The sequence below is a fragment of the Blautia sp. NSJ-140 genome, assembly GCF_022868965.1.
In the GTDB taxonomy this organism is placed as follows: domain Bacteria; phylum Bacillota; class Clostridia; order Lachnospirales; family Lachnospiraceae; genus Blautia_A.
Map to the genome: position 1 here is coordinate 90,418 of NZ_JALIFS010000005.1, position 26,938 is coordinate 117,355.

Consider the following 26,938-nt stretch of genomic DNA (forward strand, 5'->3'; position numbering starts at 1 on the left):
GGAATAAACTTTCAGGAAAGCTTTTACAATAGAACAGAGATGTTTTCGGCAGGAGTGAGCTTATGAACAGAAGTGTTCCGGAAAGCCTTTTAATCTGCATCTTAGTCTTATGCCTGGCTCTGACACCTGTTGGTGTCAGGGGGGAAACTGAGGATAGCAGAAAAGCACAGCAGCTGATCGAAGCGCCGGGTGCAGTTCTTATGGAAAAAGAAACCGGTACAGTGATCTATTCCAGGGATCCTGACACCCGAAGAAGCCCGGCCAGTATTACAAAGATCATGACGCTGATCCTGATCTTTGATGCTATCCGTGAGGGAACACTGCATTTGGAGGATACCATTACCACCAGTGCCTATGCCAGATCCATGGGAGGGTCGCAGGTATTTCTGGAAGAGGGAGAGACACAGAATGCGGAAACCATGATCAAATGTATTGTGATTGCTTCCGGAAATGATGCCAGTGTAGCCATGGCAGAGCATGTTGCGGGAACAGAACAGGCCTTTGTGGAGAGGATGAACGAGAGGGCGAATGATCTTGGAATGAAAAATACTCATTTTGTGGATTGCTGCGGGCTGACGGAATCACAGGAGCATTATACAACGCCCTATGACATTGCACTTATGAGCAGGGAGCTCATCAGCAGATATCCGGAAGTTCTTACATATTCATCTGTCTGGATGGAGGATATCACACACGTTACCAGAAAAGGTTCCTCAAAATTCACACTGACCAACACCAATAAACTGCTGCGCAGCTATGAGGGGTGTATGGGACTTAAAACAGGCAGCACCAGTATTGCAAAATACTGCCTCAGTGCTGTGGCAGAACGAAACGGGATCACACTGATCGCCTCCGTGATGGCCGCACCGGACCCGAAAACAAGATTCCGGGATGCAGCAACTCTTTTAAATTACGGCTTTTCTAAGTGCACATTGTATCTGGATGATGCTCTGGAGCCACTGGAACCTATGAAGCTCCGCAAAGGAGTCAAAGAGCAGGTTCCGCTTGTATATAGAGGGAAATTCCGATATATCAGCACAGATGGCACGAAACCTGACAATGTTAAGAAAAAATTGATCCTTCCCAAAGAACAAAGTGCGCCGGTGAAAAAAGGGCAGAAAGCAGGGGCACAGGAATACTATCAGGATGGGAAAAAGATCGGCAGTCTGGATATCCTGTACGGGGAAACAATAAAAAAGGCCGGATACCGTGACTGGCTGGAAAGAACCTGTCAGGCATTTCTTTTGTGATGCCTGCAACATATTTTGACAAAAAGGGCAGACTGGATGTATAATACAACGGATTGAAGAAATAACAGAACAGGGAAGGGATTTTGGATGAAAGAGATCAGAACAGAAGATGCAGTGGGCCACATTCTGTGCCATGATATCACGCAGATCATAAAAGATGAGAAAAAAGGCGTTCTTTTCAAAAAAGGGCATGTAGTGAAAGAAGAGGATATACCACTGCTGCTCTCTGTAGGAAAAGAACACCTTTTTGTGTGGGAGAAAAAACCGGGGATCCTTCACGAAAATGAAGCTGCAGAGATCCTTTACAAAATCTGTGCCGGAAATTCTTCCAAAGTACATGGAACTGAGATCAAAGAAGGTAAGATCGAGGTGGTATCAAAAATCGATGGTATTCTGAAAATACGTCGTGATGCACTTGTGGCTGTGAATTCTCTGGGAGAAATGATGATCGCTTCCAGACATGGCGATTTTCCGATAAAAAAAGGTGATAAGGTTGCAGGAACCAGGATCATTCCGCTTGTGATAGAGAAAGAAAAGATGGATGCGGCAGAGAAGGCAGCAGGAAGTCTTCCGATCTTTGACATTCTCCCTTACCAGCAGAAAAAAGTAGGAATTGTCACAACCGGAAGTGAGATCAAAAAAGGACTGATCCGGGATACCTTCACACCGGTACTCCGGGAAAAGCTTTCCGGGTTTCCGACAGAAGTGACAGGCCAGGTGATGCCGGGAGATGATAAGGAAGAGATCACAAAGGCAATTCTTTCTTTTGCAGATGCAGGAGCAGATCTGATCATCTGTACCGGCGGAATGAGTGTGGATCCCGATGATCGTACTCCAGGTGGGATTCATGACACCGGAGCAAAGATCGTAACCTATGGAGCACCTGTACTTCCGGGGGCTATGCTGCTTGTGGCATATCTTGAGCGGAACGGAAGATCCATACCGGTACTTGGACTTCCGGGCTGCGTCATGTACGCAAAAAGAACGGTATTTGATCTGATCCTGCCCAGAGTGATGGCGGATGATGAGATCAAGGCAGAGGAGATCGCCAGGCTGGGAGAAGGCGGACTTTGTCTGAACTGTCCGGTTTGTACTTTCCCGAATTGCGGATTTGGAAAATAATATGAAAAAATTCAGAATCAAACAATATGAGATCCATACGGACAAGATCCATGCTCCACAGGGCGTGCGGATGATCCTTCTTGCGGATCTTCACGGGATATCCTACGGAAAAGACAATATACGGTTGACAGAGACGATCCGAAAGCTTGCTCCGGACGTGATCCTTTCTGCCGGTGACATGGCTGTACGCACAGAAACGGATACTCTGGTAACTGCATGTAAGCTGCTGACAGAGCTTGCAGGAGATTTTCCCGTGTATTATGCACTTGGTAATCATGAATATAAAATGTCCCTTTCCGAAGAATATCGGCCATATTATGCGAAATATGAAAAGGCACTGAAAAAAGCCGGTGTGCATATTTTAAGGAACGGACGTGAAGATATGGTCCTGCAGGGAGAACACTTCTGTTTCTGGGGATTGGAGCTTCCCATCGAATATTATCATAAACCAAGATCACCGAAGCTGAAAAAAGAAGTGATGGAAGAAATGATCGGAAAACCTGAAGATACAGGGATGCAGATCTTGCTGGCACATAATCCGAAATACGGAAAAACCTATTTTGAATGGGGCGCTGATCTGATCCTGTCCGGACATTATCACGGAGGCGTTGTCCGCCTCAGTGAACATTACGGTCTTTCATCTCCTCAATATCTGCTTTTTCCGCCGTTTTGCTGCGGAGACTTTCACAAAGGTGATCAGCATATGATCGTAAGTGCCGGACTTGGAGAACATACCATCCCCCTTCGGATCCATAATCCAAGGGAACTGCTGGTAATCGATATAAAACCTTCCGAAAAAATGAAATGAGGAAACCCTATGGCATTATCTGTTAAGCTGAATGTATTTGAAGGCCCTCTGGATCTTCTGCTTCACCTGATTGATAAAAACAAGATCGATATCTATGATATTCCTATTGTGGAGATTACAGATCAGTATATGGAATATCTGCATTCCATGGAAAAAGAAGATCTGGGGATCATGAGCGAATTTCTTGTCATGGCAGCTACTCTTCTGGATATCAAATGCAAAATGCTTCTTCCGAAAGAAGTGAATGAGGAAGGAGAAGAGGAGGACCCCAGAGCAGAGCTTGTGCAGAAGCTGCTGGAATATAAGATGTACAAATATATGTCCTATGAATTACGGGACAGGCTTGGAGATGCGGCAGGGGTTTATTACCGAAAACAGGATCTTCCGGAAGAAGTGCTGCAGTATACTCCGCCGTCTGATCCCCAGGAACTTCTCCGGGGTCTGACACTGGAGCGGATGAGCGCGATCTATCAGGCATTGATCCGCAGACAGGAAGATAAGATCGATCCGATCCGAAGTAAATTCGGAAGGATTGAAAAAGAGGAAATATCACTTTCTGATAAATTGCTGGAAATGAAGGAATATGCAAAAGCTCACCGGAAATTCAGCTTTCGCAGGCTGATGGAAAATCAGCATTCCAAAATACAGCTGATCGTGACATTTCTGGCAATTCTGGAACTGATGAAAATGGGACATGTTCATGCAGAACAGGAAGATCTTTTTGATGATATTCATGTGGAAGTTATCACGGATCCGGACACATGGAAGAATCTGACAGAGTTTGCAGATGAATAATATAGTAGGAATGAGGATAATAAGTGGAAATCAAACGAATTGAAGGAGAAATCGAAGCCATCCTGTTTGCAATGGGAGAAGCTGTGGAATTACCCCGTATTGCCAGAGCAATCCGTCAGGATCCGACAACAACGGAAAATATCATCCGAAATATGATGATCCGTTATCAGGAAGAAGAGCGGGGGATCCAGATCATAGAGCTCGAAAACTCCTTTCAGCTTTGTACAAAAAAAGAATACTATGATTCTCTTATCCGGATCGCAGCGCAGCCAAAGAAACCCACGCTGACAGATGTTATGCTTGAGACCCTTTCGATCATTGCCTACAAACAGCCTGTTACAAAAGCAGAAATCGAAAAGATCCGAGGGGTAAAATGTGATCATGCCATCAATAAGCTGATGGATTATGATCTGGTGAGAGAACTTGGACGTCTGGATGCTCCGGGTCGCCCGATCCTCCTGGGAACCACCGAAGAATTTCTGCGCTGCTTTGGTGTCCAGGGGCTGGAAGATCTTCCGGAAATGGATCCGGTCCAGCTGGAGGATTTCAAGGCGGAAGCAGAGGAAGAGATCCAGCTGAAGCTGGACGTATAACAAATAACACGGACAGATGTCGGTTTGCCGGGACCTGCCGGACAGATCAGGAAACAGAAGAGGAGTGACAAAAATGCCCACAACATACGCACATGATCTTTTTGGAAAAAGGGTTTACCGGAAACTTTCCGCAAAATTACAGCATCTGATCCGAAGCAACGGAAATCTGTACCGGATCGGACAGCATGGTCCGGATATCCTGTTTTATTATTTTATATCCAAAAATCCGGTGACACAGTACGGAGTGCAGATGCACGGACGGAAAGCAAGAGAATTCTTTGAAAAGGGAATGGCGAAGGTCCGGGAGGAAAAAAATCCTGCACTGATGGCCTACCTGCTGGGGTTCGGATGTCATTATATCCTGGATTCTACTTGTCATCCTTACGTCAATCAGGTAGCTGCCGAGGGGAAAGTCTCACATACGCTCTTTGAGAAGGAATTTGATCGTATGCTGATGTATGAAACCGGCAAAGATCCATTGCGTTTTTATCCGTCTCATGGGATCCGTGCCAGTTTTCTCAGTGCATGGACGATCCACCAGGTATTGCCGGCGATCCGTACCTGGAACATTTATCTGTCATTGAAAATGATGAAGATATTCACCTGTATTTTGGTATGTGATGATGGAGGAAGGAAGAGACGCCTTTCGGAACATGCCCTTTCCCCCGCAGGAAAAAAGAGATCTGCGTTTATTACCGATTTTTTTATGAGCCCGGAGCCGGAGATCGACTGCAAAGATGAGCTTCTTAAGCTGGACAGTCTGATGGAAGAGGCACTTGCCAAGGCACCGGATATGTTGGAAGAGCTTGCTTCACTTGCAGTCAGGCCAGGACATCTTTCTGACAGATGGGATCTGACTTTTAACGGATGATCGATCCCGGCAGACAATAGATACAAGTGATATCCGAATGCTATCTCCGCATAAAATTAAATATAACAGTTACTGTAAACAGTTATATGAATGGTGTACGGGGTGATGCATTATGAGCAAACGGCGTATGGCCGCTGTCGTGCTGATGACAGCGGTCCTTATTATTTGTCAGATCTTTCCGATAAAGGCGGCAGATGACGAAAATCTATATGCACTTTCTGCAGTTCTCATGGATGGGGAGACCGGCCGCGTGCTGTACGGAAAAGAAGCCTACAAAGGACGGCCAAATGCCAGTACAACAAAGGTAATGACCTGTATTCTTGCTTTGGAGCTGGCAAAGGGAGATGATTACGTGCAGGTTTCCGGGAATGCGGCATCTCAGCCACAGACACGTCTTGGCATGCGGGAAGGACAGCAGTTTTATCTGGAGGATCTTCTTTATTCACTGATGCTGAAAAGTCATAATGATTCCGCTGTGGCGATCGCGGAACATATCAGCGGCTCCGTTGAAGCTTTTGCAGAGAAGATGAATGAAAAAGCAAAAGAGCTGGGATGTAAAGACACACATTTTGTTACACCTAATGGTCTGGATGGAGAAGATGAAGGCGGTATCCATCATACAACAGCCCAGGATCTTGCCCTGATCATGGCGTATGCAATAAAAAATGCAACATTTGTCCATATCACCCAGACAAGAGATTATACTTTCACGGATATCTCAGGAAAAAAGCATTATTCGGTACATAATACCAATGCTTTCCTGGATATGGAAACAGGAGTGATCTCCGGAAAAACAGGATTTACAGGAAATGCCGGATATTGTTATGTCTGCGCAGTCCGACAGGACGAGCGATTATTTATCGTGGCTCTTCTGGGATGCGGATGGCCTGGAAATAAAAATTACAAATGGATCGATACCAGGAAGCTTCTGTCTTATGGCAGGGAAAACTATCATTATTCAATGCTGCCGGAGCTTCCGCAGCTGCCGGAGATCCCGGTAACAGAAGCAGCACCGGGAAAAGAAGATCCATATCCGCAAAAGTCCGATCGTTCAGGATATCCTCCAAAACAGGTCATGCTGAAAATACACGCAGTACTTTCTGAAAAAGATTGTGAGAAAAGATATCTTCTGAAAAAAACAGAAACGATCACATGGGAAACGGAGCTTCCGGATAAGCTCCCGGCACCAATACAGAAAAACCAGAAGATCGGTACACTCCATGCAAAGCTCAACGGAAAAGAAGTCCTTTCCTGCCTTGTAACCGCCGATGACAAAATCAACAGAATTACCTATAAATGGTATGTGGATAAAGTATTTAAGGATTATTTCCATTAATTTAGCGACCCCTGGCATATGTCAGGGGTTAATTTTTTAACGTTCGTGACGAAAAGTATTGAATTTTCTGCAAAAAAAAGGTACAATTATACTCGGCTGAATTTTTGGTTATATTAATAAAAAAATGGAGGGCATAGTATAATGAGTAATGCGACACAAAGCGTAGCGGCCGCAAGGATTGATTCCCTGCTTGACGCCAACAGTTTTGTTGAGATCGGACAGGCTGTCACAGCCAGAGCTACGGATTTCAACATGACTGAAAAAAAAGCACCTTCAGACGGTGTGATCACCGGATATGGTGTGATTGACGGCAGTCTGGTGTATGTATACAGCCAGGATGCATCTGTACTGAACGGAACAGTTGGTGAGATGCATGCCAAAAAGATCGCCAAAATTTATGATCTCGCTCTGAAAGTTGGAGCACCTGTTATCGGTCTTGTAGACTGTGCGGGACTTCGTCTTCAGGAGGCTACCGATGCACTTGAGGCATTTGGTGAGATCTATCTGAAACAGACACTGGCATCCGGTGTTATTCCACAGATCACTGCTGTTTTCGGAACATGCGGCGGTGGAATGGCAGTTGTACCGGCTCTTACAGACTTTACATTTGTAGAGGAGAAGAAGGGCAGACTGTTTGTAAACACTCCAAATGCACTGGAAGGAAACAGAGTGGAAAAATGCGATTCAGCTTCCGCACAGTTCCAGAGTGAGGAGACAGGACTTGTTGACGGCATCGGAACAGAAGAGGAGATCCTCGGACAGATCCGCACACTGATCAGCATGCTTCCGGAAAATAATGAAGACAATGACAGCTTCAAGGAATGCACAGATGACCTGAACAGAGTATGTGATGATATCGCAGGCTGCACAGGCGACACAGCTATTGCGCTTTCAAGAATCGCTGATAATGGTGAGTTTTTTGAAACAAAGGCAGCTTACGGCCAGGATGTCGTAACAGGCTTCCTTCGTCTGAACGGAGCTACCGTTGGCGCTGTTGCAAACAGAAGCGAATCTTACGATGCTGATGGCAATAAGACAGAGATTTCCGACGGAACTCTTTCTGCAAGAGGTGCAAGAAAAGCAGCAGACTTCGTAAAATTCTGTGATGCTTTTGAGATTCCGGTACTTACTCTTACTAATGTAACAGGATTTAAAGCTACACTCTGCAATGAGAAGATGATGGCTAAATCTGTGGGTGAGATGGTACATGCTTTTGCATCTGCAACTGTACCGAAGGTAAATGTTGTAATTGGTAAAGCATACGGAACTGCATACATTGCCATGAACAGCAAATCTGTCGGAGCAGATATGGTTTATGCATGGGATACAGCTGAGATCGGTATGATGGATGCTTCCCTTGCAGCAAAGATCATGTATGAGGGAGCTGACGCTTCTACACTGAATGAGAAGGCAGCTGAGTACAAAGAACTCCAGAACGGTATCGCATCTGCAGCAGCAAGAGGATATGTGGATACTGTGATCAAAGCAGAAGATACAAGAAAATATGTAATCGGTGCTTTTGAGATGCTGTTCACAAAAAGGGAAGACCGTCCATCCAAAAAGCATGGAACAGTCTAAGTGAGGTGAGCGTATGAGACAGTTTTATAAAAAGATCTCTTCTGTCTGCATGGCACTTCTTTGCGTGGCAGCACTTCTGATCGGATGCACAGCTACTGCATGGGCTGCTGATGAGATTGATGATTCTGTAAAGAGTCAGCTTGTCACAACAACCAAGGGCCTGACGGATGCGATCATCGCAATGTCTGAGGATGATATCCAGGGATATCTGGAATCAGAGGATGCTTTCACACAGAGTGCTGCAAGTGCATGGGACGGCTCCAGAGAAGAGCTTGGTGAGAAAAAAGGTGATATCAATGAGAAAGATATCACAGTGGAGTATTCCGATGATCAGTATACTGTTGTTGTTCCGGTATCCTTCGAGAAAAACAAAGCGAATTTCACTTATGTATTTGATAAATCAGGAACCCCGACTTCTCTTACAGTTGATGTGAATTATACACTGGCACAGAACATGGAGAAGGCAGCCATGAACACAGTGATGGGTCTTGGAACCGTATTTGTGATCCTGGTATTCCTGATCTTCGTGATCTCTCTTTTCAAATATATTCCCGGACTTGTGGAAGGAAAGAAAAAAGAGAGCGCACCGGCTCCGGCAGCCGCAGCTCCGGCGCCAGTTGTTGCAGCACCAGTTGCTGAGCCTGCTGTTGAGGATGTAACAGATGATGGTGAGCTTATTGCCGTGATCGCTGCAGCAATCGCTGCTTCTGAAGGCAAGACAAGCACAGACGGATTTGTGGTACGTTCCATCCGCAAAGTCAACCGCAGAAAAAGATAATCATTATTTAGGAGGATTTTAAAATGAAGAGTTATACAATTACTGTTAACGGAACAGCATATGAAGTTACTGTAGAAGAGAACGGAAACGCAGCAGCTCCAGTTGCAGCAGCACCAAAAGCAGCAGCTCCGGCTCCTAAGGCAGCTCCTGCAGCAGCACCAAAGGCAGCAGCTCCGGCAGCAGGCGCAGGTTCTGTTAAGGTTTCCGCAGCGGTTCCTGGAAAAGTTGTAAAAATCGTTGCATCTGTTGGACAGAGCGTAAAAGCTGGTGACAGCGTAGTGATCGTTGAGTCCATGAAGATGGAGATCCCGGTTGTTGCTCCTCAGGACGGAACGATCGCCAGCATCGATGTTGCAGAGGGTGCTGCCGTTGAAAATGGAGATACTCTTGCAACAATGAACTAAACAGGAGGTAGACAAATGTCTTATGTAACAAATACCCTGTCAAACCTGATCCATCAGACAGCATTTTTCAACCTTACCTGGGGAAACTACCTGATGATCGCAGTGGCATGTGTGTTCTTATACCTTGCCATTAAACATGGTTTTGAGCCGCTGCTGTTGGTTCCGATCGCTTTTGGTATGCTTCTGGTAAATATTTATCCGGACATTATGCTGAGCATTGAGGATTCATCCAATGGCGTTGGCGGACTTCTTCATTATTTTTACTTACTGGATGAGTGGAGTATTCTTCCTTCACTGATCTTCCTGGGTGTCGGTGCGATGACAGACTTCGGTCCGCTGATCGCAAACCCGATCAGCTTCCTGATGGGAGCAGCTGCACAGCTTGGTATTTACCTTGCATACTTCCTTGCAATTTTCCTTGGATTTAATGGTAAAGCAGCAGCAGCGATCTCTATCATTGGTGGTGCTGATGGCCCGACTTCCATTTTCCTTGCAGGTAAGCTTGGACAGTCTTCTCTTATGGGACCGATCGCAGTAGCAGCATATTCCTATATGTCCCTGGTACCGATCATCCAGCCTCCGATCATGAAGGCTTTCACAACAGAGAAAGAGCGTAAGATCAAAATGGCGCAGCTTCGTCCTGTTACAAAACTTGAGAAGATCCTTTTCCCGATCGTTATCACAATCGTTGTTTGCCTGATCCTTCCGACAACAGCTCCGCTTGTTGGTATGCTGATGCTCGGAAACCTGTTCCGTGAGTCCGGAGTTGTTAAACAGCTTTCTGAAACAGCTTCCAACGCTCTTATGTACATCGTAGTAATCCTTCTCGGAACATCTGTAGGCGCTTCCACAAGTGCTGAGGCGTTCCTGAACGTAGATACACTGAAGATCGTAGTTCTTGGTCTTGTTGCCTTTGCCTGCGGTACTTTTGGTGGTGTTATGCTTGGTAAGCTTCTCTGCAAGGTTACTCACGGAAAGATCAATCCTCTGATCGGATCAGCCGGTGTTTCTGCCGTTCCTATGGCAGCCCGTGTATCCCAGAAGGTTGGTGCTGAGGCAGATCCTACAAACTTCCTGCTGATGCATGCAATGGGACCGAATGTTGCTGGTGTTATCGGTACAGCTGTTGCTGCCGGTACATTCATGGCGATCTTTGGTGTCTAACCCATTGTCTTATAAAAATTTGTAAGGAGAATAATTATGGCAGAAATAGAGAAAAAACCTGTGAAAGTTGTGGAAACGATCCTGCGTGACGCTCATCAGTCCCTGATCGCTACACGTATGAGCACAGAGCAGATGCTTCCGATCATTGAGAAGCTTGACAAAGTCGGCTACTATGCAGTAGAGTGCTGGGGCGGTGCTACTTTCGATGCTTCCTTACGTTTCCTGAAAGAGGATCCGTGGGAAAGACTTCGTAAGCTTCGTGACGGTTTCAAAAACACAAAGCTTCAGATGCTGTTCCGTGGACAGAACATCCTTGGATATCGTCCATATGCAGATGATGTAGTAGAGTATTTTGTACAGAAATCCGCAGCTAACGGTATCGATATCATCCGTATCTTTGACTGTATGAATGATCTTCGGAACCTTCAGACAGCTGTAAAAGCAGCAAACAAGGAGAAAGCACATGCACAGGTTGCAATGGCTTACACACTTGGTGATGCTTACACACTTGATTACTGGACAGATCTTGCAAAACGTATCGAGGATATGGGTGCAGATTCCATCTGTATCAAAGATATGGCAGGACTTCTTGTTCCGTACAAGGCTACAGAGCTTGTTCAGGCTCTCAAAGAGACTGTTAAGATCCCGATCGATCTTCATTCTCACTATACATCCGGTGTTGCTTCCATGACATATATGAAGGCAGTAGAGGCAGGTGTTGACATCATCGACACAGCAATGTCTCCGTTTGCTCTTGGAACATCCCAGCCGGCAACAGAGGTTATGGTTGAGACCTTCAAGGGAACACCATATGATACAGGATTTGATCAGCAGCTTCTCGCTGAGATCGCTGACTACTTCCGTCCGATGCGTGATGAGGCTCTTGATACAGGTCTTCTCAATCCGAAGAACCTTGGTGTAAATATCAAGACTCTTCTGTATCAGGTACCAGGCGGAATGCTTTCCAACCTGACATCACAGCTGAAAGAGCAGCATGCCGAGGATAAATTCTACGAAGTACTTGAGGAAGTTCCGCGTGTACGTAAAGACCTTGGTGAGCCACCGCTTGTTACACCGTCCTCTCAGATCGTTGGTACACAGGCTGTATTTAACGTGATCATGGGCGAGCGTTACAAGGTTGTCACAAAAGAGACAAAAGACGTGTTAAGTGGTAAGTATGGCGCAACAGCCAGACCGTTCAATCCGGAAGTACAGAAAAAATGTATCGGAGATATTGAACCGATCACATGCCGTCCGGCAGATCTTCTGGAGGATGAGCTTGATAAGCTTGAGAGCGAGATGGCACAGTACAAGGAGCAGGATGAGGATGTTCTCACATATGCACTGTTCCCGCAGGTTGCCATGGACTTCTTTAAATATCGCCAGGCTCAGAAGACAAAAGTTGATGAGACTGTAGCAGATACCAAGAACGGCGCATACCCGGTATAAAGCACACATAGAAATGCAGATGCATTTCAAAACAGGAAAAGGAGCTTGCTGTATGCAGGCTCCTTTGTGCATAAAAAAGATAAAAAAGGCAGGATAACAGGTAATGTCCAAAGTTGCGATCATAGGCGGCGGTGCCGCCGGAATGCTCTGCGGTGTATATGCTGCGCGCAGAGGACACCAGGTTCACATACTGGAAAAAAATGAGAAACTCGGAAAAAAGCTTTTTATCACCGGAAAGGGACGGTGCAACGTCACCAATGATTCCGATACCGAAGAGCTTTTTCCGGCAGTGATGTCAAATCGCAAATTTCTTTACAGCGCTTTCTACACCTATGGAAGCAGAGATGTGATGGAATTTTTTGAGGAAGCAGGAGTGCCGCTGAAAACAGAGCGTGGAAACCGGGTTTTTCCGGTATCGGATCATTCATCAGATATTATCCGTGCTCTTGAACGGGAACTGAAAAAAGCCGGAGCGCAGATTCATCTTCATACAGAGGTAAAGGAAGTTTGTACACGGGATGAAAAAGTTACTGGTGTATTACTTTCGGACGGTGATTTTTTTGAAGCGGATACTGTGGTAGTTGCCACAGGAGGGCTTTCCTACCCGTCCACAGGTTCCACAGGAGACGGATACCGTTTTGCTGCTGAGACGGGGCATAAAGTTGTTTCCCAGTCACCATCACTGGTGCCATTGGTGGCAAAAGAAGATTATGTCTCCAAACTTCAGGGCCTTTCCCTTCGGAATGTGGAGCTTACAGTAAAATCCGGCAAAAAAGTTCTCTATAAAGACTTCGGCGAGATGATGTTTACTCATTTCGGAGTGACAGGACCGCTGATACTTTCCGCCAGTGCACAGATCGGCAAAAAGCTGGAAAAGGAGCCTTTGGAGGCTTTCCTGGATCTGAAGCCGGCGCTTGATGCAGAACAGCTTGACGCCCGGATCCTGCGTGAATTTGATGCAAATCATAACAAACAGTTTAAAAATGTGATCGGTGTTCTTTTTCCGTCTTCTCTGACTCCGATCATGATCGAAATTGGCGGTATCCCCGGGGAAAAACCGGTACATGAGATCTCCAGGGAAGAGCGTCAGGCTTTTGGCCGTCTGATCAAGGCTTTTCCGTTTACGATCACGGGAATGGGAGAGTTTAAGGAAGCAATCATCACAAGAGGCGGTGTGTCAGTAAAAGAGATACAGCCATCCACAATGGAATCCAAAAAAATAAAAAATCTGTATTTTACAGGTGAAGTACTGGATCTGGATGCAGTGACCGGTGGCTATAATCTTCAGATCGCATGGTCTACAGCGTATGCGGCAGCTCAGGCGATTGAATAACAGAAAAGAGGAAGGAGCAACAATTATGGGTATTAATATTGCAATTGACGGACCGGCAGGTGCAGGAAAAAGCACAATTGCAAAAAAAGTGGCAAAGGAGCTGTCCTTTATTTATGTAGATACAGGGGCAATGTACCGTGCCATGGCACTTTATCTTCTGGAAAAAGGGATCAGCGGTGACGAAAAAATCTCTGAAGCCTGTCACGATGCGGATATCTCTATCCGTTATGAGAACGGTGAACAGCAGGTGATCCTTAACGGAAAGAACGTAACAGCGTTCCTTCGTAAGGAAGAGGTAGGAAATATGGCATCTGTAAGCTCAGCAAATCCAGAGGTGCGCACACATCTTCTGAAGCTGCAGCGCAATCTTGCAGCCGAAAATAATGTAGTTATGGATGGAAGAGATATCGGAACCACCATTCTTCCGAATGCGGAAGTAAAGATCTTTCTGACTGCAAGTGCAAAGACACGTGCCATCAGACGATATCTGGAGCTTACAGAGAAGGGCGAAGCCTGTGATATGGATGAGATCCTGAAAGATATCGTTGACAGAGATGAGAGAGATATGAACCGTGCAGTTTCTCCGCTTAAGAAAGCAGAGGACGCTGTTCTTGTTGATTCATCTGAGATGGGAATTGACGAAGTGGTTGAGAGTATCCTTTCCGTATACAGAAATAGGGTGAATAGATGAACATAAAAGTTGCAGAGACCGCCGGCTTCTGTTTCGGCGTACAAAGAGCAGTTGACCGTGTTTATGAGCTGATCGGTTCCGATGCAGCACCGATTTATACACTGGGCCCCATCATCCATAATGAGGAGGTTGTTTCAGATCTCGAAAAAAAAGGTGTGGCTGTGATCTGTGAGGAGGAACTTGGCAGCCTGAAGGGCGGCACTGTTGTGATCCGCTCTCACGGAGTAGGCCGCAAGGTTTATAACACGATCAAAAAATATGGTCTCGGTTATGTAGATGTTACCTGTCCCTTTGTGCTGAAGATTCACAAGATCGTTGAGAGAGAAAGCTCCAGAGGCGCGCATATTGTGATCATCGGTGATCCGGACCATCCGGAAGTCCAGGGGATCTGCGGATGGTGTCAGGGACCATATACAGTGATCAGAAATGCTGAGGATGCTGAGAAATTCAATATTTCTCCGGAAAAAGAAGTATGTGTAGTGTCCCAGACGACATTTAATTACAACAAATTTCAAGAATTAGTTGAAATTCTCCGCAAAAAGAGTTATGATAATAATGTTTTAAATATTTTAAATATTTTAAACACTATTTGTAATGCTACCGAAGAACGGCAGAAAGAAGCTAAAGCGATAGCCGGAGAGGTAGACACTATGTTGGTCGTAGGCGGCCGACATAGCTCCAATACTCAAAAGCTGTTTGAAATATGTAAAAAGGAATGTGGAAATACTTACTATATACAAACACCTGTAGACTTGGATTCTGAAATGTTCCAATGCAGTAGTTGTGTAGGTATTACAGCAGGGGCTTCCACCCCAAAGAAAATTATTGAGGAGGTTCAAGAACATGTCAGAGTTAAGTTTTGAACAGATGCTGGAAGATTCCGTAAAAACAATCAGAAATGGAGAGATCGTACAGGGTACCGTCATCGATGTTAAAGATGATGAGATCATCCTGAATATCGGCTATAAAGCAGACGGTATCATCACAAAGAACGAGTACACAAACGATTCAAGCGTTGTGCTTACAGACGTTGTTAAACCTGGCGATACCATGGAAGCAAAGGTTCTCAAAGTAAACGACGGAGAGGGACAGGTTACACTTACCTACAAACGTCTTGCAGCAGAGAAAGGCAACAAACGTCTTGAGGAGGCATTCGAGAACCAGGAGGTTCTGAAGGCTCCTGTAACACAGGTACTTGACGGTGGTCTTTGTGTCAATGTTGAGGAAGCAAGAGTATTCATTCCTGCAAGCCTTGTATCTGACACATATGAGAAAGATCTTTCCAAATATGCAGATCAGGAGATCGAGTTCGTTATCACAGAGTTCAACCCAAGAAGACGCCGTATCATCGGTAACCGCAAACAGCTTCTTCTTGCTGAGAAAGCTGAGAAACAGAAAGAGCTTCTTGCTAAGATCAACGTAGGCGATAAAGTTGAGGGTGTTGTTAAGAATGTTACAGATTTCGGTGCATTCATCGACCTCGGCGGAGCAGACGGACTTCTTCACATCTCTGAGATGTCCTGGGGCAGAGTAGAGAACCCGAAGAAGGTATTCAACGTAGGTGATAAAGTTACAGTTCTTATCAAAGATATCAACGGAGACAAGATCGCACTTTCCCTTAAATTCCCGGAGGAGAACCCATGGCTTACAGCTGCTGAGGACTTCGCAGTAGGAAACGTAGTAAAGGGCAAAGTTGCACGTATGACAGATTTCGGTGCATTTGTTGAACTTGCACCTGGAGTAGATGCTCTTCTTCATGTATCTCAGATCTCCAGAGAGCACGTTGCGAAACCATCTGATGTACTTTCCATCGGTCAGGAGATCGAGGCTAAGGTTGTTGATTTCAATGGCGAAGACAGAAAGATCAGCCTCAGCATGAAAGCACTTGAGGATAATTCTGCAGAGCAGACAGAGGAGTAATTTCTCAGAAGCTGTACAGCAGTTGAATATTTTGAATCTCAGAGGCCGTCACATTTATTGTGACGGCCTTTTTTTTGATTGGAATTGCGTAACAGAGATATTATTTAAGAACAGAAAGATAATATGGCAGGCAGTGTTTCAGATAGGTTTTCTGTTTTAAAGGATCATGCAGAAAAGCTTCTGTTACAGGGAACCAGGTATAACAGTTTTCCCTTTTGGCAGGTCTTCGGAGCTTTTTGTCCATGCAGGCACTTAAGGTTTTTGGTATGGCTGTGTCTTCCGAAGGGATGTAATCGTAATCCTTATAATTGGAATAATATTGCTTTAAACGTCCATTTTGAAGCTTCACAAGAAGACGGACACGGTTATTTCGTCCGAATATGTAGAATTCTTCACTATGATTTGAAAATTCAACAGGCAGATCGTAATGAGTTTTAATTGTAAAGACCAATTGATTGTCTTGAATTTCACAATCCAGTGCTTCGTAATCTTCATTGAAAAGAGCAAGATAGGATAGCATGGAGAATATTTTTCCAAGTCCAAGAAGATCTTCCTGATTGTGTCCCATAACGATCTCAGCAGCTTCCGGTTTCTTTCCGGAAGCGAATTGTTTGTAAAGACGGATGCAGGCACCTCCATCACAGTAGTTTCGTTCAGTGATACCGAGGAATGATTCCATAGAAGGCTGATTCATCCGGGAAAGCTTCAAAAGTCCCTTGAGCGGCTTTAGTTCCCGGTAAAGGTCCAGCGAAGGCAGCTTTGTAAAAGGGGAAGAGAGTCCGTGGATCTGATATCGTGCATCCAGATAAGGCTGGTCAAAGCTGTCACCGTTATACTGGATCGTACATGAAAAATCCTGAAGAAATACAGCAAATGCTTTCAGAAGTTCAGGTTCTTCCTCTTCGTTTTCAATCATCCACTGGTACATCTGCCAGTTATTTCCTTCGTAGGCTACAGCACCGATCAGATACAGAAAAGTGGAATTTCGTGATAGTCCTGTAGTTTCAATATCATAGAAAAGCGGTACAAAACGCTCTGAAAAGCTCTGGGTTTTAGTCAATTTTTTAACAGTCTCAAAGGCTGGAAACCCTTGTAAAATCGGCATTTTTTTAACGATCATGTTAATTTTCTCCTTTATGGATTGTATCTGATTATACACAAAAAAACTGTTTTTCAATAGTGCAATTTAAAGTGAAATGAGTTATAGTTATTAGTAGAGTTGATGATAAAAAACAGGAAATGGTACTGGATTTATGTGGGGATTGACAGTGGAAAAATGACTATTATCGCTTCATAAATTAGTCATTCATTTACAGCTTTTTATGAGCTGGTGAATATCTTCTACCGAAGTATATCACATGATCGTGTCTGGATTCAATCTTTCATACATATCCTGCTCAGAACAGAAGCTATTTTGTTGCTGTTCACTGGTAAAGTTTCGCGAGATGTTTTATGTGAGCGAAATATATCTTGTTTGTCTTGGATGAAATAAGAAAAGGAAAATCAGAAACACGGAATCAACTTTAAAAATGAGTATGTGCGCAACGCAGAAATACTATGTACATGTACTTGCAAAAAATAAAGGAGGAGATGAGATCTATGGCATTTTTAACCTTCAGGGGTGGTATCCATCCTAATGACGGCAAAGATTTGTCAAAAAACTGTCCTGTCGAGAAGTATTTGCCGAAGGGAGATCTGGCAATTCTTGTTTCTCAGCACATCGGAGCTCCGGCCAAGCCGATCGTAAAAAAAGGCGATCATGTGCTTGCAGGACAGAAAATCGCAGAAGCAGGAGGATTTGTTTCCGCACCGATACACTCGTCTGTATCAGGAACCGTAAAGGGAATTGAGAAACGTCTGACTGCAGTAGGCGCTATGGGTGATGCGATCATTATCGAGAATGACGGTCTGTATGAATCTGTGGAATATACGCCTGCTACACTTTCTGATCTTTCCAGGGAAGATATCCTGAAAAGGATTCAGGAAGGCGGAGTTGTTGGTCAGGGTGGTGCAGGCTTCCCGACACATGTAAAGCTTTCACCAAAGGAACCTGACAAGATCGATTATATTTTGGTCAACGGTGCGGAATGTGAGCCTTATATCACCAGTGACTACCGTAGGATGATGGAAGAACCGGAAAGTATAGTAGGTGGTCTGGAAGTGATTCTGAAAGCTTTTCCGAAGGCAGTGGGATGTATCTGTATTGAGGACAACAAACCGGATTGTATTGCCAGGATGAAAGAAGCTATCAAAGGCAAAGAGCGTATGGAAGTAAAAGAGCTTAAGACTAAATACCCTCAGGGTGGTGAGCGTACACTGATCTATGCGGTAACAGGCAGAGAGATCAATTCCACCATGCTTCCGGCAGACGTAGGATGCGTGGTTGATAACGTAGAGACCGTTACTTCTGTTTATAAGGCAGTAATCCTTGGACAGCCTGTCATCAGCCGTAATGTAACTGTTACCGGAGACGGTATCCGTACACCGAAGAACTTTTCTGTTCTTACAGGAACAGATCTGTCTGAACTGGTAGATGCTGCAGGAGGACTGAAGGAAAAAATCGCGAAAGCAATCTCCGGTGGACCGATGATGGGATTTGCGCTGTATGATCTTCATATTCCATGTACGAAGACAACTTCTTCCCTGCTTTTCCTGGAGCGTGACGCAGTCTCCGAAGCGAAGCAGATCCAGACTGCATGTATTAATTGCGGACGTTGTGTAAGCGTCTGTCCGGGCCATGTGGTTCCGGCCCGCCTTGCAACTCTTGCAGAACATGGTGATATGGCAGGCTTCGAAAAGATGGATGGTATGGAATGCTGCGAGTGCGGCTGCTGCAGTTACATCTGTCCGGCCAAACGACCTCTGACTCAGAGTATTAAATCTATGAGAAAAATGGTTCTTGCAGAGCGCAAGAAAAAGAAATAGGGGGAGGAATAACAATGGAACAAATGTATAACGTATCATCTAATCCCCATATCAGGGATAAAATGACCACCAGCCGTATCATGCAGCTGGTAGTGATCGCACTTCTGCCGACAACACTTTTCGGTATCTGGAACTTTGGAGTGCATGCACTTCTTGTAGTGCTGGCGACGGTTGCATCCAGCGTGTTTTTTGAATGGCTCTATGACCGCCTGATGCATAAAAAAAATACAACTACTGATTTCAGTGCAGTTGTAACAGGACTTCTGCTTGCACTGAACATGCCGCCCCAGATTCCAATCTGGATGCCGATCCTTGGCAGTGCTTTTGCGATCATTGTTGTAAAACAGCTGTTCGGTGGACTTGGACAGAACTTTATGAACCCGGCTCTTGCAGGAAGATGTTTCCTTATGATCTCTTTTGCCGGAAAAATGACTAACTTTGCAGTTTCCAAAAGCTCCCATGCTGTTGTAGATGCAGTTACACAGGCAACACCTCTGACAGCACTTAAAAACCAGGGATTCATTGAGGGGACTTCTATTCCTGTAAAGAATCTGTTCCTTGGTAATATCCAGGGTACGATCGGTGAGACTTCTGCCCTGGCGATCCTCATCGGTGCAGTGATCCTTCTCGCATTTAAGATCATTGATCTGAAGGTACCTCTTACATATATTGGAAGTTTTGCAGTATTTGTCATTTTCTATATGCTGGGAACAGGCAAAGGCTTTGATGTAAACTATCTTTTCAGCCATATCTTTGGAGGAGGTCTGATGCTTGGAGCCTGGTTTATGGCAACAGATTATGTGACAACTCCGATCACTCCGAAAGGTCAGCTGGTATATGGCTGCTGCCTCGGTATCGTGACAGCGGTATTCCGTCTCTTTGGTGGTTCCGCAGAGGGCGTTTCCTATGCGATCATTTTCTGCAATCTTCTGGTTCCGCTTATTGAAAAAGTAACAAAACCGGTTGCTTTTGGAAAAGGAGGCAAAAAATAATGGGTAAGATTATCAGAAATACATTGATCCTTACGATCATTACAGTAGTTGCCGGCCTTGGCCTTGGACTGGTTTACGAAGTTACCAAAGAACCCATTGCAAGAACCGAGGAACAGGCAAAAAAGGAAGCATGGCAGACTGTATTCAGTGATGTAAGCCTGGAAGATTTTAAAGCTGTAGATGTAGACAAGGAAGCAGCAGATAAAACAGCTGCAGATCTTGGAATCAAGGCAACCGTAGATGAAGTCTGTGAAGCAGCAGATGAAGGCTATGTGGTAACTGTAACCGATAAAGAGGGTTACGGCGGTGATATCCAGATCACAGTTGGTGTAACAAAAGACGGTACCGTCAGCGGCGTTTCCATTCTTTCTATCAGTGAGACTGCCGGACTTGGAATGCGTGCTACAGAAGCGAAGTTCCAGGAACAGTATGTTGGAAAGAATACCGATAGATTCTATGTATCCAAGGATGGCGGCGAAGGTGAGCCTATTGATGCTATCAGTGGTGCGACCATCACATCCAGAGCTTTTACCGGTGCAGTCAATACAGCTATCGGCTATTGCAAAAACGCATTTTAGGAGGGTAGTTGAATATGAATAATTGTGGTGAAAGATTAAAAAACGGCATTATAACCGAAAATCCGATTTTCGTCCTGATGCTTGGTATGTGTCCTACCCTTGCGGTAACGACTTCTGCGATCAATGGTATCGGTATGGGACTTTCCACAACCGTAGTTCTGGTTATGTCAAATATGCTCATCTCCATGCTGCGTAAGGTTATCCCGGATTCTGTCAGAATGCCGGCCTTTATCGTAGTTGTAGCATCATTTGTAACTATCGTACAGTTTCTGATGGAGGGCTTTACTCCTTCTCTTTATGAGTCACTTGGAATTTACATTCCACTGATCGTTGTTAACTGTATCATTCTGGGACGTGCAGAGAGTTATGCTTCCAAGAATCCTGTCCTTCCGTCTATCTTTGACGGACTTGGAATGGGTCTTGGTTTTACCGTGGGCCTGGTTGCCATTGGTCTTGTAAGAGAGATCCTTGGTTCCGGAAAGGCTTTCGGAGCACAGATCATTCCGGTTGCTGATGCAGCTACCGGTGCTGCCGGCTATACTCCGATCACTATCTTTATCCTTGCACCTGGAGCATTTCTGGTTCTTGCCGGACTTGCAGCGATCCAGAATAAAGTAAAGATCAACATGGCAAAGAAGGGCAAAGATGTTTCCAAGATCCAGTCCGGCTGCGGCTCCAATTGCGCGACCTGCGGCGGATGTCCTTCCGACAAAGAATAAAAAGGGGGAATAGAAGATGGCAAGCTTGATGTTGATCGCAATTGGTTCTGCACTTTGCAGTAACGTTGTATTAAGTCAGTTCCTGGGAATCTGTTCTTTCCTTGGAGTATCCAAGAAGACAGAAACTGCAGCCGGCATGGGTGGTGCGGTTGTATTCGTTATTACCATTGCATCCTTTGTTGCAGGACTGCTTTATAAATTTATCCTGGTACCGACCCATTTTGAGTATCTGAAAACGATCGTATTTATCCTGGTTATCGCAGCACTGGTACAGATCGTAGAAATGTTTCTCAAGAAATTTGTACCATCCCTTTACAAGGCACTTGGTGTATACCTTCCTCTGATCACAACAAACTGTGCAGTTCTTGGTGTAGCACTGAACAATGTTAAATATGAATACAGCATTCTCGAAAGTGTTGTCAACGGATTTGCCACAGGTGTAGGTTACCTGATCGCAATTGTATTACTTGCGGGAATCCGTGAAAAAATGGAATACAACGATATTCCGGAATCCTTCCAGGGTATGCCGATCGTTCTGCTTACAGCAGCACTGATGGCTATTGCATTCTTTGGATTCTCCGGAATCGTATAGGAGGAAGAAGAGCATGAGTATAACAGGAATTATTATGGCTGCAGTCATTGTCGGCGGTACTGGTTTATTCATTGGTATCTTTCTCGGACTTGCAGACAAGAAATTAACCGTTAAGGTAGATGAAAAGGAAGAAGCCATTCTCGGCGTTCTTCCAGGAAATAACTGTGGTGGTTGTGGATATCCGGGATGTTCCGGACTCGCTGCTGCAATTACAAAGGGAGAAGCTCCTGTAGATCAGTGTCCGGTTGGTGGTGCTCCGGTTGCAGCCAAGATCGGCGCGATCATGGGACAGGAAGTAAAAGAAACGGCACGTCGGGTTGCTTTTGTAAAATGTGCGGGAACCTGTGATAAGACGACCGTGAAATATGAATACACAGGTGTGGAAGACTGCGAGATGATGGCTTTCATCCCAGGCGGCGGTGCAAAAGACTGTACATTCGGATGTATGGGCTTCGGAAGCTGTGTAAAGGCATGTCCGTTTGATGCGATCCATATAGTGAATGGTATTGCGGTTGTAGATCAGGAGGCATGTAAAGCCTGCGGCAAATGTGTTGCCAAATGTCCGCGTCACCTGATCGAACTGGTACCATATGACAAACAGATACGTGTAGCCTGCAGCTCCCACGCAAAAGGTAAGGCAGTTACAACTGCCTGCGAGCTTGGTTGTATTGGCTGTAAAAAATGTGAGAAGAACTGTCCGTCCGAGGCAATCACAGTTACCGATTTCTGTGCACACATTGATTACGATAAGTGTACAGGCTGTGGTAAATGTAAGGAAGTTTGCCCAAGACATGTGATTCTGTAAAACAAAAAGAACTGCCTGTCACGAAAGTTTTCCGAGTGATATGGCAGTTCTTTTTTTGGAATAAAGCATGTTGTGCCCGATAATGCATAAATAAAATAAATACATACAAATTTTTGGTTATATTTCAACGAAAATTGCAGTTTCCGGTTAAAAATATTTGACCGGTGAATTTCAAGGGGCTATAATAGAACATAAATATTCAGTATACTTCAAGGAGAACGAAATTCATGAGTAAGATTATTTTAACTGGCGACCGCCCGACGGGACGCCTTCATGTAGGTCATTATGTTGGATCCCTGGCAGAGCGTGTGAGGCTGCAGAATTCTGGCTTATATGATGAGATTTATATTATGATCGCAGATGCCCAGGCACTCACAGATAATGCGGAGCATCCGGAGAAAGTACGTCATAATATTCTTCAGGTTGCTCTGGACTATCTGGCATGCGGGCTTGATCCGGAAAAATCCAATATTTTTATCCAGTCCATGGTCCCGGAGCTGACAGAACTTACCTTTTATTATATGAATCTGGTTACTGTAGCACGTGTACAGCGTAATCCTACCGTTAAATCTGAGATTAAGATGCGTAATTTTGAAGCCAGCATCCCGGTAGGCTTTTTCTGCTATCCGATCAGTCAGGCTGCCGATATTACTGCCTTTCGTGCAACCCATGTACCGGTAGGTGAAGATCAGCTTCCGATGCTTGAGCAATGCAAGGAGATCGTCCATAAATTCAATACGGTTTATGGTGACACACTGACAGATCCGGAAATTGTTCTTTCTTCCAATAAAGCATGCTTACGTCTTCCAGGAATTGACGGAAAGGCTAAGATGAGTAAATCTCTCGGAAACTGCATCTATCTGTCTGATGAAGAAGATGTTGTGAAGAAAAAGATCATGTCTATGTTTACAGATCCGAACCATCTTCGTGTTCAGGATCCTGGTCGTGTAGAGGGAAATCCGGTATTTATCTATCTGGATGCCTTCAGCCGTCAGGAACATTTTGCTGAATTTCTGCCAGAGTATCAGAATCTGGATGAACTTAAGGCTCACTATCAGAGAGGTGGCCTTGGTGATGTGAAAGTCAAGAAGTTCCTGAATAATGTTATGCAGGCAGAACTTGGACCGATCCGTGAAAGAAGGAAAATGTGGGAGCAGCGAACCGAAGATGTGTTCGATATCCTGAAAGCTGGTACAGAGGTTGCCAGGGAAAAAGCTGCCGCAACGCTTCATGATGTCCGTTCTTCCATGCGGATCAATTATTTTGAGGATCAGGATTTCCTTAATCAGTGATAGAAAACAGCGAGAGGAATCACAGATTTGTATATCAACCCGGAGATTGTATTCCGGGTTGATTTTTTTTGAAAATTATGTTACTATTGCGTTCATATGGGAAACAGATGTTCAGCTGTTTCAGGGAAGGAGCCTTGAGATTTGATTTCTTTTGTAAAAGGTACCGTAGCAGATATCGGTGAAAATTGTCTGGTTGTGGAAAATGGCGGAATTGGTTATGAGATTTATATGACAGGACAGGATCTTGGGAAAGCGCGGATAGGCGATGAAAAGAAGATCCATACTTTTCTCTATGTGCGGGAGGATATTCTACAGCTATATGGTTTTTTTTCGAAGGATGATCTTGGCATGTTCAAGCTCCTGATCGGTGTCAACGGAGTCGGACCTAAAGGCGCTCTGGGTATCCTTTCCGGGATCAGTGCAGACGAGCTTCGTTTTGCAGTACTTTCCGATGATGTAAAAACAATCTCCAAGGCCCCTGGAATCGGGAAAAAGACAGCCCAGAAAATGATTCTGGAGCTGAAAGACAAGCTGAAGCTGGAAGATGCTTTTGAGATGAAACTGGCGCATCAGCAGGAAGAAGCAGCCGAGGGAGCCTCTGATCTGAGGGATAGTCGTCAGGAAGCGGTAGAGGCGCTTGTCGCATTAGGATACAGTTCTGCAGATGCCCTTCGTGCAGTACGAAAGGTACCGGAAGATATACCGGCAGATGATGTAGAAGCAATTCTTCGGGCTGCACTGAAAAATTTTTAACGCCGTGAGTAAGAGCAAACATGCTCGCACTGAAATGAAATAGAACGGAGCATAGCAAATGGAGAACAGGATCATTACAACAGATGTTACAGAAGAGGATTTTTCCCTGGAGGGAAATTTAAGGCCTCAGAGTCTGGATGAGTATATTGGTCAACAGAAAACAAAAGATACCCTGAAAATTTATATCGAAGCAGCAAAGCAGCGTCATGATTCATTGGATCATGTGTTGTTTTATGGACCTCCGGGACTGGGAAAGACTACACTTTCCGCAATCATTGCCAATGAGATGGGAACACATATGAAGGTAACATCAGGTCCTGCGATTGAAAAACCAGGCGAAATGGCTGCGATCCTGAACAACCTTCAGGAAGGAGATGTACTGTTTGTAGATGAGATACACAGACTGAACCGGCAGGTAGAAGAGGTTCTTTACCCGGCGATGGAAGATTTTGCTATCGATATCATGATCGGCAAGGGTGCATCCGCCCGTTCGATTCGTCTGGACCTGCCGAAGTTTACATTGGTAGGTGCAACGACAAGAGCAGGTCTTCTTTCCGCACCGCTTCGTGATCGTTTTGGCGTAACTCAGAGACTGGAGTTTTATGATAAAAAAGAACTGACGACGATCATTCTCCGTTCCGCTCAGGTGCTTGGCGTGGAAATCGAACCCAATGGAGCTGCCGAGATCGCCAAGCGTTCCAGAGGAACTCCCCGTCTGGCCAACCGTCTTCTGAAAAGAGTGCGTGATTTCGCCCAGGTGAAGTATAACGGTGTGATCACCTACGATGTTGCCTGTTTTGCATTGGATCTTCTGGAAGTAGATCAGTATGGCCTTGATAAAACGGACCGCCGCATTCTCCAGACCTTGATCCTGAATTTTCAGGGCGGACCCGTGGGGCTTGAAACACTTGCCGCATCGATAGGAGAAGACTCCGGAACACTTGAAGACGTTTATGAACCCTATCTTTTACAGACAGGTTTTCTGAATAGAACTCCACGTGGAAGAATGGCTTCCGTGCTGGCATATACCCATCTTGGATATCCTCGTCCTGATTTATCGACAAAGTAAAGGTCACAAAAAAAGTGAATTACTCGGTAACTGAGTTACCAGAGAATCTGAATTGAAGACTATTAGCACAGGTGAAAAAACGTTCTGTATAATGCGATAAAAAAGAAAAAGCGCCAGGCAGGAAACTTTATTTTTGATATAACGGATTGCCCGCTGAAAGAGGGCGAAATAATGGAGCAGGTCAATAATCTGTTCAGATCAACACATCTCTCCTTTTTTGGAAGAGATCGCATTGTACAAGGATAGAAAAATAATTGGTGTTTATCAAAGAAATAAAAAATAAGAACCATTCAGCTGTACGATCTAAAAGATCATGGGTACTGCGAATGGTTCTTATTAAGATATCTTATGTGTATTTTACGATAATATACACAAGAATGCAAGACTTAAAATAAACAATAATTATCCACCAGTCAGAAAATGGCAGGTGGTATTTTTATACACTTTTTTAAGAAAGAGAGGACAAGAAATGAAGAAATTATTTATCAGTCAGCCAATGAGTGGCAAAGCAGATGAGGAGATTCTTGCAGAGCGAAAGGTGGCAATCAAAGCGGCAGAAGAGTTGTTGAGAGAACCTGTAGAGGTTATTGATTCTTTCTTCCAGTCAGCACCGGTAGGAGCAAAACCTCTGTGGTTCATTGGAAAGTCCCTGGAGTTTTTATCTGATGCCGATATCGCCTATTTTGCAAAAGACTGGCAGAAAGCAAGAGGATGCAAGATCGAACATGAGTGTGCGGTTGAGTATGGAATTCCGAGAATTGACTATGTGTAGGAGGTAAGGAATGGGAAATGAAGAATTTTTAAGACTTTGCAAAGTAAAAGTAGCTGAATATACCAATTCGCACATGGATAAGACCGATGGAAAACAGATCACAGTACAGTATGTGTACGTGGTATGGAGTTGTAAGACATTACAGAACAGTAAAGCACTTCTGAGCACGACTGTGCCGGATGGAATGTATTATGAGCTGACATATAACGGAGATAAGCACGAGTTATACTTTGATGCTTATAAGAAATTTCAGAACATGTGCTTTAAACTGTAATTGCGCCGGTGCAACAGTCGGAGAAGGGAAACACTACATGGAAACAATCATTTGCTCATGTCATAGAATAGAAGA

At 44.7% G+C, this 26,938-nt stretch carries 29 protein-coding genes; 28 read left to right on the plus strand and 1 reads right to left on the minus strand.

Features of this window, described 5'->3' with window-relative positions; all coding sequences use genetic code 11:
• Positions 1-62 precede the first annotated feature (62 nt).
• The 16 genes from MUB50_RS07605 (at position 63) to rpsA (ending at position 16,092) form a co-directional block, all read left to right on the plus strand.
• A complete protein-coding gene (locus tag MUB50_RS07605; protein WP_244790767.1) occupies positions 63-1,250 on the plus strand; it encodes a D-alanyl-D-alanine carboxypeptidase family protein in 1,188 nt (395 codons plus the stop codon).
• Positions 1,251-1,337: 87 nt separating this feature from the next.
• Positions 1,338-2,372 (plus strand): molybdopterin-binding protein, encoded by a 1,035-nt coding sequence (locus MUB50_RS07610; protein ID WP_118513478.1) that lies wholly within the window; start codon positions 1,338-1,340, stop codon positions 2,370-2,372.
• A 1-nt stretch (position 2,373) separates the two neighbouring features.
• A complete protein-coding gene (locus MUB50_RS07615; protein WP_244790769.1) occupies positions 2,374-3,180 on the plus strand; it encodes a metallophosphoesterase in 807 nt (268 codons plus the stop codon).
• A 9-nt stretch (positions 3,181-3,189) separates the two neighbouring features.
• Complete coding sequence (locus tag MUB50_RS07620; RefSeq protein WP_118368837.1) at positions 3,190-3,975, plus strand: segregation and condensation protein A; 786 nt, start codon at positions 3,190-3,192, stop codon at positions 3,973-3,975.
• 23 nt (positions 3,976-3,998) lie between these two features.
• On the plus strand, positions 3,999-4,568 hold the full coding sequence (scpB, locus tag MUB50_RS07625) for an SMC-Scp complex subunit ScpB (protein ID WP_022426764.1): 570 nt from the start codon (positions 3,999-4,001) through the stop codon (positions 4,566-4,568).
• Positions 4,569-4,641: 73 nt separating this feature from the next.
• Entirely contained in the window at positions 4,642-5,439 is a 798-nt protein-coding gene (locus MUB50_RS07630) for a zinc dependent phospholipase C family protein (RefSeq protein WP_173753495.1), read from the plus strand.
• 112 nt (positions 5,440-5,551) lie between these two features.
• Positions 5,552-6,775 carry a D-alanyl-D-alanine carboxypeptidase family protein gene (locus MUB50_RS07635; protein ID WP_244790771.1) on the plus strand — a complete coding sequence of 408 codons (1,224 nt, stop codon included), beginning with the start codon at positions 5,552-5,554 and terminating at the stop codon, positions 6,773-6,775.
• 141 nt (positions 6,776-6,916) lie between these two features.
• Entirely contained in the window at positions 6,917-8,353 is a 1,437-nt protein-coding gene (locus MUB50_RS07640) for an acyl-CoA carboxylase subunit beta (RefSeq protein ID WP_244790773.1), read from the plus strand.
• 13 nt (positions 8,354-8,366) lie between these two features.
• Complete coding sequence (locus MUB50_RS07645) at positions 8,367-9,131, plus strand: OadG family transporter subunit (protein WP_118368834.1); 765 nt, start codon at positions 8,367-8,369, stop codon at positions 9,129-9,131.
• Positions 9,132-9,154: 23 nt separating this feature from the next.
• Positions 9,155-9,535, plus strand: a complete 381-nt coding sequence (locus MUB50_RS07650; RefSeq protein WP_015524870.1) for a biotin/lipoyl-containing protein — start codon at positions 9,155-9,157, stop codon at positions 9,533-9,535.
• 15 nt (positions 9,536-9,550) lie between these two features.
• Complete coding sequence (locus MUB50_RS07655; RefSeq protein ID WP_177290490.1) at positions 9,551-10,699, plus strand: sodium ion-translocating decarboxylase subunit beta; 1,149 nt, start codon at positions 9,551-9,553, stop codon at positions 10,697-10,699.
• A gap of 36 nt (positions 10,700-10,735) precedes the next feature.
• Complete coding sequence (locus MUB50_RS07660) at positions 10,736-12,148, plus strand: oxaloacetate decarboxylase subunit alpha (RefSeq protein ID WP_015524872.1); 1,413 nt, start codon at positions 10,736-10,738, stop codon at positions 12,146-12,148.
• Positions 12,149-12,251: 103 nt separating this feature from the next.
• Positions 12,252-13,481: an NAD(P)/FAD-dependent oxidoreductase gene (locus MUB50_RS07665; protein ID WP_118368833.1), complete on the plus strand. Its 1,230-nt coding sequence runs from the start codon at positions 12,252-12,254 to the stop codon at positions 13,479-13,481.
• 25 nt (positions 13,482-13,506) lie between these two features.
• Entirely contained in the window at positions 13,507-14,172 is a 666-nt protein-coding gene (gene cmk / locus MUB50_RS07670; protein WP_118368832.1) for a (d)CMP kinase, read from the plus strand.
• Positions 14,169-15,035: a 4-hydroxy-3-methylbut-2-enyl diphosphate reductase gene (gene ispH / locus MUB50_RS07675; RefSeq protein WP_118623937.1), complete on the plus strand. Its 867-nt coding sequence runs from the start codon at positions 14,169-14,171 to the stop codon at positions 15,033-15,035. The genes cmk and ispH overlap by 4 nt, the downstream gene beginning before the upstream one ends.
• Positions 15,016-16,092, plus strand: coding sequence for a 30S ribosomal protein S1 (gene rpsA, locus MUB50_RS07680; protein ID WP_015524876.1), 1,077 nt, complete (start codon positions 15,016-15,018; stop codon positions 16,090-16,092). Before ispH ends, rpsA begins: the two co-directional genes overlap by 20 nt.
• 100 nt (positions 16,093-16,192) lie before the next feature.
• Here the strand turns inward: rpsA and MUB50_RS07685 are convergent, their stop codons facing one another.
• Complete coding sequence (locus MUB50_RS07685) at positions 16,193-17,212, minus strand: ribonuclease H-like domain-containing protein (RefSeq protein ID WP_118368830.1); 1,020 nt, start codon at positions 17,210-17,212, stop codon at positions 16,193-16,195.
• Between the two features lie 479 nt (positions 17,213-17,691).
• On the opposite strand from MUB50_RS07685, the gene rsxC reads away from it, so the two are divergent.
• The 12 genes from rsxC (at position 17,692) to MUB50_RS07740 (ending at position 26,863) form a co-directional block, all read left to right on the plus strand.
• Complete coding sequence (rsxC, locus tag MUB50_RS07690) at positions 17,692-19,017, plus strand: electron transport complex subunit RsxC (RefSeq protein ID WP_118368829.1); 1,326 nt, start codon at positions 17,692-17,694, stop codon at positions 19,015-19,017.
• A gap of 14 nt (positions 19,018-19,031) precedes the next feature.
• Positions 19,032-20,009: an RnfABCDGE type electron transport complex subunit D gene (locus tag MUB50_RS07695; protein WP_118368828.1), complete on the plus strand. Its 978-nt coding sequence runs from the start codon at positions 19,032-19,034 to the stop codon at positions 20,007-20,009.
• On the plus strand, positions 20,009-20,587 hold the full coding sequence (locus MUB50_RS07700) for an RnfABCDGE type electron transport complex subunit G (protein ID WP_244790775.1): 579 nt from the start codon (positions 20,009-20,011) through the stop codon (positions 20,585-20,587). Before MUB50_RS07695 ends, MUB50_RS07700 begins: the two co-directional genes overlap by 1 nt.
• 14 nt (positions 20,588-20,601) lie before the next feature.
• Positions 20,602-21,306 (plus strand): electron transport complex subunit RsxE, encoded by a 705-nt coding sequence (gene rsxE, locus MUB50_RS07705; protein WP_015524883.1) that lies wholly within the window; start codon positions 20,602-20,604, stop codon positions 21,304-21,306.
• 16 nt (positions 21,307-21,322) lie between these two features.
• On the plus strand, positions 21,323-21,898 hold the full coding sequence (locus MUB50_RS07710; protein WP_015524884.1) for an electron transport complex protein RnfA: 576 nt from the start codon (positions 21,323-21,325) through the stop codon (positions 21,896-21,898).
• 13 nt (positions 21,899-21,911) lie between these two features.
• The gene (locus tag MUB50_RS07715; RefSeq protein ID WP_118513494.1) at positions 21,912-22,703 is read left to right on the plus strand and encodes an RnfABCDGE type electron transport complex subunit B; all 792 of its coding nucleotides are present in this window, start codon (positions 21,912-21,914) and stop codon (positions 22,701-22,703) included.
• A gap of 227 nt (positions 22,704-22,930) precedes the next feature.
• The gene (gene trpS, locus MUB50_RS07720; protein WP_118513496.1) at positions 22,931-23,995 is read left to right on the plus strand and encodes a tryptophan--tRNA ligase; all 1,065 of its coding nucleotides are present in this window, start codon (positions 22,931-22,933) and stop codon (positions 23,993-23,995) included.
• A 141-nt stretch (positions 23,996-24,136) separates the two neighbouring features.
• The gene (gene ruvA / locus MUB50_RS07725) at positions 24,137-24,748 is read left to right on the plus strand and encodes a Holliday junction branch migration protein RuvA (protein WP_118513498.1); all 612 of its coding nucleotides are present in this window, start codon (positions 24,137-24,139) and stop codon (positions 24,746-24,748) included.
• Between the two features lie 58 nt (positions 24,749-24,806).
• Complete coding sequence (gene ruvB, locus MUB50_RS07730; RefSeq protein WP_015524888.1) at positions 24,807-25,817, plus strand: Holliday junction branch migration DNA helicase RuvB; 1,011 nt, start codon at positions 24,807-24,809, stop codon at positions 25,815-25,817.
• Positions 25,818-25,901: 84 nt separating this feature from the next.
• Entirely contained in the window at positions 25,902-26,063 is a 162-nt protein-coding gene (locus MUB50_RS17355; protein ID WP_442863186.1) for a hypothetical protein, read from the plus strand.
• 223 nt (positions 26,064-26,286) lie between these two features.
• Complete coding sequence (locus MUB50_RS07735; protein ID WP_244790777.1) at positions 26,287-26,589, plus strand: DUF4406 domain-containing protein; 303 nt, start codon at positions 26,287-26,289, stop codon at positions 26,587-26,589.
• 10 nt (positions 26,590-26,599) lie between these two features.
• Entirely contained in the window at positions 26,600-26,863 is a 264-nt protein-coding gene (locus MUB50_RS07740; protein WP_118513502.1) for a DUF6275 family protein, read from the plus strand.
• Positions 26,864-26,938: the final 75 nt, after the last annotated feature.